Source organism: Chryseobacterium sp. FR048 (genome assembly GCF_056844665.1).
Genome location: NZ_JBXDSE010000011.1, coordinates 137,427 through 149,204 on the forward strand (window position 1 = coordinate 137,427; position 11,778 = coordinate 149,204).

5 protein-coding genes are annotated in these 11,778 nt (G+C 41.6%); 1 reads left to right on the forward strand and 4 read right to left on the reverse strand.

The window, feature by feature from the left end; all coding sequences use genetic code 11:
- Positions 1 to 10: 10 nt before the first annotated feature.
- From AC106K_RS24800 to AC106K_RS24810, 3 genes are all read right to left on the reverse strand, one after another.
- Positions 11 to 7,504, reverse strand: a complete 7,494-nt coding sequence (locus tag AC106K_RS24800; RefSeq protein ID WP_482448234.1) for a beta strand repeat-containing protein — start codon at positions 7,502 to 7,504, stop codon at positions 11 to 13.
- 160 nt (positions 7,505 to 7,664) lie between these two features.
- Entirely contained in the window at positions 7,665 to 8,192 is a 528-nt protein-coding gene (locus tag AC106K_RS24805; RefSeq protein WP_482448235.1) for a hypothetical protein, read from the reverse strand.
- A 133-nt stretch (positions 8,193 to 8,325) separates the two neighbouring features.
- Positions 8,326 to 8,892, reverse strand: coding sequence for a hypothetical protein (locus AC106K_RS24810; protein ID WP_482448237.1), 567 nt, complete (start codon positions 8,890 to 8,892; stop codon positions 8,326 to 8,328).
- A gap of 325 nt (positions 8,893 to 9,217) precedes the next feature.
- On the opposite strand from AC106K_RS24810, the gene AC106K_RS24815 reads away from it, so the two are divergent.
- Complete coding sequence (locus AC106K_RS24815; RefSeq protein ID WP_482448238.1) at positions 9,218 to 9,496, forward strand: hypothetical protein; 279 nt, start codon at positions 9,218 to 9,220, stop codon at positions 9,494 to 9,496.
- Between the two features lie 360 nt (positions 9,497 to 9,856).
- On the opposite strand, the gene AC106K_RS24820 is transcribed toward AC106K_RS24815, so the two are convergent.
- Positions 9,857 to 11,722 (reverse strand): T9SS type A sorting domain-containing protein, encoded by a 1,866-nt coding sequence (locus tag AC106K_RS24820; protein WP_482448239.1) that lies wholly within the window; start codon positions 11,720 to 11,722, stop codon positions 9,857 to 9,859.
- Positions 11,723 to 11,778 lie beyond the last annotated feature (56 nt).

The following is an 11,778-nucleotide window of genomic DNA, read 5'->3' on the forward strand; positions in this document are numbered from 1 at the left end:
ATCTGATCAATTAATCAGGACAGGTCTGCGTCGTGATACAATGCCATGCTGAAGAAGCATCCCCTTCTTTTTGGGTGTATATCTTCATACATTTGTTGGTTGTATCATATAGCAGCATCCCTTCTACAGGAATGGTAATAACAGGGGTTACTCCATCAGCTGCAACAGGCTGGTTAGCCGCATTGAATTTGACTTTGTTCGGTACAAAACCTTTGGTTTTTGCTTCCAGAGCGATCCAACCGCCCTTTCTTACCATTGGCCAATTGTCAGCATTTCCTGCTCCTGCTCTTCCAATAGAGGTAATTCCCACTTTTGTAGGCAATGCAGGATTACCTGCTGTAGCAATAGCTCCCGGCTTGTAGCAATATGTTTTACCTTCAACGAAAGTGATATACCTTAGTACATTGTCCGGATTGAAATCATCGGCAAATACCCATTTCCCTCCTGTAAATACTCCAGGTACAAGTTTAACATTTGTTGTAAAGGCAGCATCATCTGCTACAATCATCTGAATACTATTTCCTGCTGTGAAAGTCGCTCCGTAAGCCGATAGGTCAGCTTCGAAATATAAGGCTCCCGTATTGTTCAGACGTTGAGATAACCAGGCTCTCTGGATTCTTTTCATGGTATTCCCGGCAACTGTAAGATTAACAAGCGGTGTCGCAGTGATGTTATTATCTCCTAAAAGGAAATACGTTTTGTCATTAGCAAATCCAGTTCTTGCCGCAGCCTGGTTAGGAGAAGCAAAATCATTAATAGTCGCTACCGTAAGAACAGTTCCTGCGTTAACACTTTTTGATACCTTCTGCTCAAAAGCTTCAATATCGTCTCTGGTTACTCCAAAAATATTATTGTTGTAAGCAGTGTTCGTTGTTCCGTTCCATACAATGGTTTCGTCGGTGGCAAGGTAATGGTCCGTATTTACACGTCCCAGTGTAATTCCGTACTTAATAGCAAGATAAGAATCTACTTTTCTTCTTTCAGTTGCGGTAAGATTACCTGATCCGTAAATAATGGTTTCCCCAAGATTACCGATAAAGCCACCATTGTCACTGTTATTACCCGTCCAACGTGTATCTCCGAATATATGTCCGCCTAAAGCCAATCCTACCGCAGAATAAGTTGCAGTAGCTGCGTTTGCGGCACCATTCAATCCTCTGGACAATGTGGTATTGCTAAAGGTATTGTACATGATACTCGGAATTGTAGAAGAGTAAAGCAAGTTGGAATTCACCATCTGCGTTCCTCCGTTTACAACTCTTCTTTCGATTACGTTGGTAGTAGGATACATTCCCATATAATCCCAATTGCTGATCGTGGTATTTACGTTATCCATACCTATACTCAGGAAGTGCGGATTCGGACTGCTTGGCGCGGTCATTCCCTCCTTAGTCACCGTAAATATATCATTACTTGTATTGGTAACCGTTTGTACATCTGTATTACCTAATGTCTGGGTAATGGCTGTAAAATTAATCCCTGGGTTGAAGTTGAAATAATTAGCAGCACCCTGTGCGTATTTCGGTAAGGCATTGCTTACTTTTTGTGCAACAGTAGTTCCGTTCCACATATCCGTCCAAGCGGTTACGTCTGTTCCCGCACCAGTATTGGTCGCATTTTTATCTGCTCTGTACCAATAAGACAGGCTGTTTACAACCCCTCCAGGGGCAAGTCCAAATCCTGCAAAAGTAAAGAATTGTCCATTGGCTAATGTAACATTAGCAGTGTTATAGACAATACCGTTTACAGTAACCTCTGTCGTCATTGGAGTAAAGGTATCTGTTCCGTCAAAAACGGCATCCGAAGATTGTACCAGATACAAATTCTTCACTCCTTTTGGCCATGCCACCGTTACACTTCCTACGTTTCCTGAGTTCTGTGTTTTCCAGATGGATTCGAAACGGAAATTAGTAGCTCCGTTAGAACCTGCTGTATAAGACAATGGCGTGGTAAGGCTTTGCTTCAGACCGTTATCACCTGTCATAAGGAACTGCATCTCTGTAAGGCTGTTGGTATTGGCAGCATTGGAATCAAATAAAGAAGTTCCGTTACCAATAACAAGTTGTTGGCCTGCTGCTGTACTGGCTGCCTGCTTTTGGTGCAGTGCGGAAGAATTATCCCTTGCCAGACCGAATATATTGTTGTTATACCCTGTGTTGGTGGTTATATTCCATACTGTGTTATTGTTAGAGGCCAGATAATCCTCCGCAGCAGTAACCCCATTCTTAATCGCAAGATAGGTGTTCACTCTCGATTGCTCATTAGCCGTTAACGTACGGTTGTACCATGCGATCTCCATCACGTCTCCCGGGAAAGCACCGGAAACATCCCATGTTGCATATCCCAATCTCAGGTTTGTCCCATAAATCTGGAATTTATTGGCTGCAGCAAAACCAGAAAAGGCTTGATAAGAACCGTTAAGACCTAATCGCTTTTCTCCCCCCGCAATGGCAGAAGTTCCTCCGTTAGCTATCGTATTATCGGCTAATGCAGAAAATATATTAGACTGCCCGATATTGAACGACGTGGAGAAATCTGATGATGTTGTTGTATTCCAAAATTCATATTGTCTTGGATTTCCTGCCGAAGTAATGGAAACTCCTGGCTCGGCAGCATTGGCCGCATCATTGTCTATTCCGATAATACGCCCGGCAGCAAGAGTTGTAGGTCTTACCGCAGAGAAAATAGAGGTATTGATGTTAGGGTATTCCACATTACCCAGCGGGTTCATCTTCGAAGTATTGTTATGGAAATACTTGCCAGAAGTATACCCTGTTGTATAAGGATAGAAATTGTGGTTCCTGTCTGCCGCGGATAATGTTACCCCTCCTACGTTAGGAATATGATCTGCATTGATGGAGTTGTCTTTCCATGCTGTAGAAATTGTTCCTGCATCGTCAGATTTCACCCAGAAATCAACCCCTATAACTCCTCCTGGTCCCTGTGCAAAACCTGCAAAAGTGAAATACTGTCCATTAGCTAATGTTACATTCGCCGTATTGTACACCACTCCATTTACGGTAACCTCCGTTGTCATTGGAGTAAAGGTATCGGTTCCGTCAAATACAGCATCTGATGATTGCACCAGATATAAATTCGCTAATTCTTTTGGCCATGCAACTGTTACAGTTCCTATATTGTTAGTGTTCTGTGCTTTCCAGATCGATTCGAAACGGAAATTTACAGCACCGTTAGAACCAGCTGTATAAGACAATGGTACTGTAAGACTTTGTTTAAGACCATTATCTCCGGTCATCAGAAACTGCCCGTCTGTCAGGGTATTGGTATTGGCTGCATTGGTGTTCGCCAATGAACTTCCTGCTCCAATAATTAACTTTTGTCCCGGATTGATACTGTTGGACTGCATTTGATTCAGATCAGATACTTTATCATTGGCAATACCAAAGATATTGTTATTATATCCTGTATTGTTTCCGGATGTCCATACAGAAAGAGAATTACTGCTGAGGTAGTTCGGAGTACTGGTCATATCAAGAGTGATCCCTCCTTTTATAGCCAGATAAGAATCTACTCTATTGATTTCGTTTGCTGTAAGTGCTTTATCGAAGACTATGGTTTCGGACATTGTCATTCCTACACCGTTGTCATCACCACCGTCATTCGCATTTCTTCCCAACAGGAAGCCTCCATCCGGCCAGGTGGTAAGGGCTGGAGCCATTGTCATCGTTGAAATAGCAGCCGCACCGTTCAATGCTCTTTGGAACTGATTGCTGGTAAAACTGTTTCTTACGATAGTTGTATTACTTAGTTGAGCATACTGAGCAGCAACAGGTGTTACAGCTGCATTGATATGAGAACCTGCCGCATTGTCCCTCATATTGATATTAACGGCTGCAATCCCCGGGCTGTCATACTTATTACCTCCCGCAAGCGCAGAATAATTTAATCCTACAACCCTATCATAACCTGATCCGGTAACTGGTGTTGTGCTGGTATATATTGAGTAATTGGTACTGGAAACAGCATTGAGTACAGATGAATTTCCTAGCGCATTGGCTGGTACAAATGTCACCCCAGGGTTAAAGTTAAGATTCAGCCCTGTTCCGTTTGTTGCCGTAGGTGCTGAGGTGGTAGTAGCTAAATTAGGTGTAAGTGTAATTGCACCCGCAGAATAGTCTTTCCACGAAGTTACAGCACCATTCACCGGAGTCAGATTTTTATCTGCACGATACCAAAGAGAAGAAACCACCCCTCCCGGAGCATTCAGGTAACCTGCAAAGGTAAAATACTGCCCGTTGGCTAAAGTTACATTAGCAGTATTATATACCACTCCGTTTACCGTAACCTCAGTAACCATTGGGCTAAAGGTATCGGTTCCGTCAAAAGTTTCATCGGCAGACTGTACCAGATAAAGGTTGTTCACGCCTTTAGGCCATGCAACCGTTACTGTTCCTATCGAATTGGTATTTTGCACTTTCCAGATGGATTCGAAACGGTAATTGGTAACTCCATTAGAGCCAGCCGTGTATGCCAATGGTGTGCTTAGTACCTGCTTCAGACCGTTATCTCCAGCAAGAAGAAACTGTCCGTCCGCAAGAGTTCCGGCATTGGCTGCATTGGTATTGGCCAATGAGCTTCCAGCACCTATGATCAATTGCTGATTAGGGTTTTCGCTTCTTGACTGCTTCTGGTATAAAGTGGAAAGATTATCCCTTGCAATCCCAAGAATATTATTCTGATAAGCAGCCGTATAATTCCATATCACACTATTTGTAGAATTCACATAATCACCTAGCAATGTTGATCCCCATTTAACGGATAAATAAGAATCTACACGGGCTTTTTCTGACGCAGAAAGAGGGTTTGCAAATACAATAGCCTCATTCATCTGTCCATCATGGCTTCCCCAGTTGGTATCACGTCCGATTCTGAAAACACGGGTCGTTGCATTATCAGTTGTATTAACGTTAATATCCGTATTATTATAAACGGACTCATTGCCGTCTAACCATGCTTTAGCCAGTGTATATGCTGCTGTAGAACCCGCTGCATTCAGCCATGAAGATCCTGCTACAAAAGGTCTTCTGGCAGCAAATAAATTGGTAGATAATGTAGTATAGCCACTTCCTGCCGTATAGAATAATAGCTTATCCGTAGTGGCATTGTTGGAAATGTGTAAACCCGGATAATCCATTGTCTGGTCAAAACCTGCCAATCCGGCAGCTCCCAGCGTAGTCATTTTACCGGCAATATAGATACTTCCCTGAGCACGATTTATAATTGCATTTCCTGTTCCCGGATCTGCAGCCATAAAGCCACCTTGTCCTACTCCATGTCCTGAAGAATTAAAGGTTACGGTAGGATTGAAGTTAGCCAGCGTAGTCTGGTTAGAGAAAGTTGGCTTTTGAGCAGCCGTTGCCTGAACCAGATGATAACCTGTTCCCATCTGATCATTCCATTGCTGAACGGCAGTATTGTCCGCCGCTGCAGTGGTCCCTGCATTGGAATATACACCGGCATCTGCTTTATACCATACAGCAGCCGTTACACCTCCGGGAGCCGGAGCAGCAACAGTAACCGTAAGATCACTGGTACTGGCACAGGTGCCTGTGGTAACTGTCCATCGGAAAGTATATACTCCGGGAGTATTGAATCCTGTAACATTGGTATTGTAAGCTGATGGTGTTACAATCACCGGATCAGTAGCCCCGGAAGGCTTGGATAACAATGTCCATGCGCCCGTGGCAACTCCCGGGTTATTCCCATTAAATGTAGTTTGGGAAGTTCCTATCAGAGTCTGGGCAGAGCCCGCATTTGCGCCCACCTGCCCTGATACGAATACAGAGAATGTACCTTCTAGAGAAGCCCCTGAACAGGCGTATTCTTTATCTAAAAAAGCACCTACTGTCGGAACGTATGTATCCGCTTTTATTTTGAATACATATTCTCCTTGCGTATCAAGATTGGAAATTGTAGTAGAAGCATTGGTAAATAATGTATTAGCATAAGGTTCAAATGTAGGATTTGCAGCTCCTGAAGGTTTTGAAACTAATGTTAATCTGTATCGTCCGTCAAAATCCTGTAAATAACTGCTGTTGGGCACACCTTTATACACTGCAGGTAATGGAATAGTGGCTGTTACTACACCTGACCCCGGATAACATACCGTAGTATTGGGTACAGTGACATTGGAACGATTGCCATCAGAAATATGTATGTAATAGCTTTGAGAAACGTTACAAGTCCCGTTACTGGTACTTACAGTGAATGCGTATGTTCCTACTCTCCATCCACCTGCAGGCGGTGTTATTATTGCACTTCTATTCGCTGTTCCTGCCCCTGCATCTACTATAGACGGAACTCCACCAGGTGGGGTTGTGCCCTTATTGGTTGTTTTAGTAATAAGGGAGGTTGGATCAGAAGGATTGAGTGTAAAAAGAAAAGTAATAGGTGTTGTCTGTCCTGCAAAGTTGCAATGAACTTCTCCTCCCGAATCACCGGCATCATAAATCATCATCTGTTCAGGTCTGGAAGCCACTAAGAAACTTGGATAGTTAGGCTGTATACCATTAAAAGTATAGGTAATCTCGGGGGTTGTGTATGACCCTGCTGCATTAGAAACAGTTAATGTAAACTTATAGACCCCCGGAACAGTTATACCGCCAAGATATATATTTCCATCATGTATATCCGAATATACTATGTTTCCTCCTGCGGGTTGACTGTTAACAGCCATAGTAATAGTGGTACCAAAGTTTCCCGAAGATCCTGGTGTACTTGAATATCCCTGAGAAAAAATTGGGGAAGCACTTTGTAAGGATACGAAATGACTACTTCCTCCACTTGAAGAAACACATCGGGAAGGTGATAATGCAGGTACTATCTGTGGATTAGGTATAAATCTTACTGTGATCGATTTTTCGTACCAACAGTTGGGATTAAGAGTTGATGTTATCCTGAGCGTTACCAGATAAGCCGGATCTATATCGTGATCTGCTTTTTTGATGAGACTGAATGTAGTTGTAGCCGATGTAGTAGAACTAAACATAGCATTCTGCATGTTCTTTATACTACTTCGCTGCCATCTGTATATATTATATGCACTCCATGATGCGGTATACCCTGCAGGTACAACGCCATTCAGTGTAACAGTACCCGTAGTAGCAGGGACATTCGTAATATCTGTCCCGGCAGTAAAGGTAGACACATCTCCCGGTGCGGTAATTGTTACCTGGGACGATGCAGAGCCAGAGGGACTACAATTCTGTGCCACCTGAAATACATAATTGCCGGGAGCTGTCATTCCGGTGACATTAGGTGTCAGAGAATTTACGTTGCTTATTACCGGGTCGGGTGCGCCTGAAGGTTTGGACACGAGTGTCCATACCGGAGGCCCGCCGGTACTGCCCGATGAGCTTCCCTGCAGGGTATAGGATGTGCCGCATATCGTGGCGTTTCCTCCTGCATTGACGCTACACTGTGCGTAAAGGATCATATTACCCAGAAAGAGCAATAGGAATAAAAAGAGGTTTTGTTTTTTCATGATTTAAGTAGTTTTTGATCGGAAATCCGATGAAAGTTCCGGGTTAATACCTACCTGACTGTAAGCGGACATGCTTATAGAAAGCGAAACCAGTAAAATTGTTTTTTTCATTTTTAAAAGAGGGATCAATTTTTAATCTAAAGTCTGATGTTGCTTATCATTAAGGTTTCCAGAAAGTCCAGACTTTACCATTATATACAGCAACCTGCTTTTTCACCGTGTCATAGGCCATCATCCCGGGAGCCGGATCAATGATGTTGAGATGCGGGCTCGCTACTTTTGGTAAGATCATGGCTTTATCCACTGCTTCCAGTACAAGAATTCCTGTTGCAGAGGTGGGAGTTCCGATGCTTGTTTTGGCTGTTGCCTTTTCTGACTTATCTACTCCCTGTATGCTTAGATCAGCAGTTCCAATGGTTGCAGCGGTTCCGTCATCTTCACTCAGGTTTACCCATTGGGATCCATCTTTCAGGTATTTTACCTTATGATCTGTAGTATCATAGATCATAGCTCCTTCAGTTGTTACCGGAGTCTTGTTTTCGATATAAGGAAGAATAAGACCTCTGTTTTCAGTATTGGAGAATTCCAGAGACACTGAAGTATTGGTCACACTTTGCTTCCCAATCGCCACCTGTGATTTTAAGGCACAGACCGCCAGCATTGCTATTGCCAGTGATGTTTTTTTCATGGTATTTTTATTTGATTTTATGAATGACAATACCTGTCCGCATAGAATAGTCCTTGCGAAAATTAGGTATAACGTTGATTTTTCCTGCGTGAGAGCAGAATATAGAAATCTGATAACCTTGATTAAACAGATACTATATTGGGAATGACGACGGTGGTGGTCTATTGAAGTTTCGATAGAAACGCAGATTTGAAAACCAGTAATTTCTATAAATGGGTATAAGCAGAATGCTTAATAAGTAAGTCAAAATGAGAATGATATTTTCAGGCTGAAGCAGAAAAAATTTAATTCTGTACTGAACAGGGGTCATCAACTGCTTCGTAATACCGGTACTTTCCAGTAAAGAGGTATCAGATGTTGTATGCCGCCAAAAAATGGGTACGGTTTTATTGGTACGATGAACAGCGGAAGAAACAGGCTGTTCTTTTTGGAGCTTTTTCCGGTTTCTGGTAACGGAAGTTTTCTTTTTAGATTTCTTCTCTATTTTTTCTTTTTCTGAACCGGAGACATAGATCTGCTCCATCCCGGAAACAACAGCATCATCCAAGATAAATATCTTTGTCTGTTCCGGAAGGTCTGATGAAACCGTTTCGCCTGACCTGCCCACAGCCTGCCCCATCTGAAGATTGAGAAATAACAGAACAAATAAAAGAAATCTCCCCTCTCCAATCCAATGCAGAGAGAAGATTTTGTTCATCATGTTATTTTCAGAATCGGTTATCATCTGATGCAATATTAGAACTCCGTGATAAGCATCACAAGGTTAATAGAGGAATAATTCTGAAAGTTTCATAGGTAACTAATTTCATTTTACAAATAGGCATAACTGAAAATCAACAAGTTAAACACAATCCTTATTTCAAAAGAAAATGCATGATGTGCCCAAATAGACATTGGCCATTTTACCTTAAATATTTACTTTAATTTTGAAAAAAAGCAAAAAAAAGCTCCACTACATTCTCAGATTTTATTCATTCTTTATATCAAATCCTATTATCGTATTCTAAAAACTAATCTGCTTTCCAATGAAAAAATTATTCTCCTTACTCTTTATCTTTTTTTCTTATTACGTTACTTTTGCCCAAAATGCAAAGCAGATTGAGTTTATTGATAAAAAGTTAAAAGAGATTGCAAAGCATATCAATGATGATCCAAAATCGCAGGAAAATCAACTGCTCCAATTAAAAGCCGAATCTGAAAAGCTTAATTATGATTTAGGAATCTTACAAAGTGGCAACCTTTTGATGAAATTATATGGGCTGCAGGCAGAAATAAAGAAACTATTAATCTGGGAGAAGGGCTGAAGAAAATTGTCCGGAATAAGAGGGATAAAGATGGTTATATATCGAATATCTACCGCAAAAAAGCTCTTGCTTCAGGGTATCTCGGTCTTGCTACTGCCAGTATGAAGGATTTCAAAACTGCTATTGATCTACAGGGAATACAAAATAACCTATCTCGCCGAAGAATGCGGGTACAGCACTCCACGGGTATTTGTTAAATGTCTTCCGGAAAGAGACGGGATTTACGCCCTCTTATTTTGTGAAACAACTCAAGAATTCTGCATCATTTCCCATTCATGATCTATTTAAAAAGAAACAGTGCTCTCCGAAGAAAGCACCGTCTATATAAAGGTTATTAGTTTCAGTGTTGAATCAAAATCTTTATTTCTTCAATATTTTCTCTGTTACTGTTGAAGATTTTGTTTTAAGTTTTATGTAATATACTCCCGTCTGAAGAGAAGATACTACGATTTGCTCCTGCGTACTATTCAAAGCTCCTTGTTTGATCAGCTGTCCTGTGGCTCCGTAGATTTCATAAGAAACCAATGGGTCCTTACTTCTTATCATAAGATTGTCCTGTACAGGATTCGGATATAATTGTATACCGGCCTGAGCAGCCGTTTCTTCTACCGACATCTGACTGCATGCCGACTTGGCATATTTTGTAAAAAAAGATTGGGATTTCCCTCCCATTACATTGACCCCCATCGTATTCACCCCATCATTAGGATCAGTAAATAACTGGTCATGAAACAAACCTCCCAATATGTAATTACCCTCTCTGTCTACAGCAATAGCCGTAAATTCGTCCTGAGAAAAATAACTGCTATAAATATCACCTGCATCGATTACTGCTCCTGAATCTTTATTAAGACGAACCAATAACGGATCTGCTTTATCTCCATTCGGGCGCACCATCGAATAACTGCCCCATATATCATTCCAGCTTCCTTTAGCAAAAGCAAGTTCATTCCCATTAAGTACAATTCTCCCTTTCACGAAACGGTATGCGCCATAAGTAGTTATTCCATCAGCAATCTTAGCCCATTTTACCGATCCGTCTGCTGCCAATCTCATGACAAAAGGTACCTGCCCCTGATAAGGAGGTAAAGGAAAAGTGTAAGTTCCGAAAGTTCCGGGAGTAGTTCCGGCAAAATACCGTCCTGAAATATAAATATCTGAAGAACCGGAGTCTTTAATAATTGAATGAATTTCATTATCCACATATCCCGGCATATTAGTATCAAGCTCCTTTCGCCATACTTCTTCCCCGGTAGTTCCGTCAAAGGCAAGTAAATAGCCATCTTTTGTAAAAGGAACGTTATTGTATGAAAAATCTTCAAAATATGTACTGTAGCTTCCATCCATTCTTCTCCCTGCAAGATAATACCGGTTCAGACTTTCGTCATACAACAGATTTACCTTTCCATCCTCTCCCCCCGTACTTATTCCGCCTGTAATAGGAAGCAGCAGCGGAGTGGCAAGGGTCATATTCCCATTGCTATAATTGAATTTTACCAGATAATATTGATAGCTTGTAGTGTATGTAGAAGGTACGGTAATCATCCCATCCAAATGAGTTCCTGCTCTAAAGCCCATGATTGCATGAATATTTTTCGAAGCATCCATATACATGGTTTGCACATCACAGTATCGGCTTAGAAAATTGACATCTCCCTGTAAAGGCTTACTCCATGCCAATGTACCGTTAGAAGTATGGTATTTTAACAGATAAGCTGCTTTGAATCCCGGATCTGGTGTGTTGACGTCAACATAGGTATAGGCTGGAAGAGAATGGGTATCATCCAGCTTGATAGGAATTTCATTGGGCTGAGTAGTATCTGCTGCGTTATATAGAGTGGCCATAACATATAATCCACCGTTATTATCCACCTCTATGTGCCATGCATTTTCACCAGGGCCCGTTCCCCCTATTGTTCTTGACCATCTTATATTTCCCTGACAATCGGTAGAAAAAAGAAAAAGATCACGAGTCCCATAATTGGGTATTGTAGTCCCATCCAAGTTTTGGTCCTGTGACCATACGGTCGTCAGATAATACGTATTGTTATTATTGTCTACAACAATATCCCGAATTGATTCATCATACCGATAAGTAAATCCCGGATCAGCTGAGCCTGTCGCTCCCCCTACCTGTTTTGCCCATTGCCATTGATAAGTCTGACTGAAAGATAATAAGGGCAGCATCAGAAGCAATACCTGTAGTTTGTTTTTTAATCGTGTCATAAAAATTCATTTGGTTATCATTTATTATAAAAACAGTGTCCTCCGAAGAGAACACT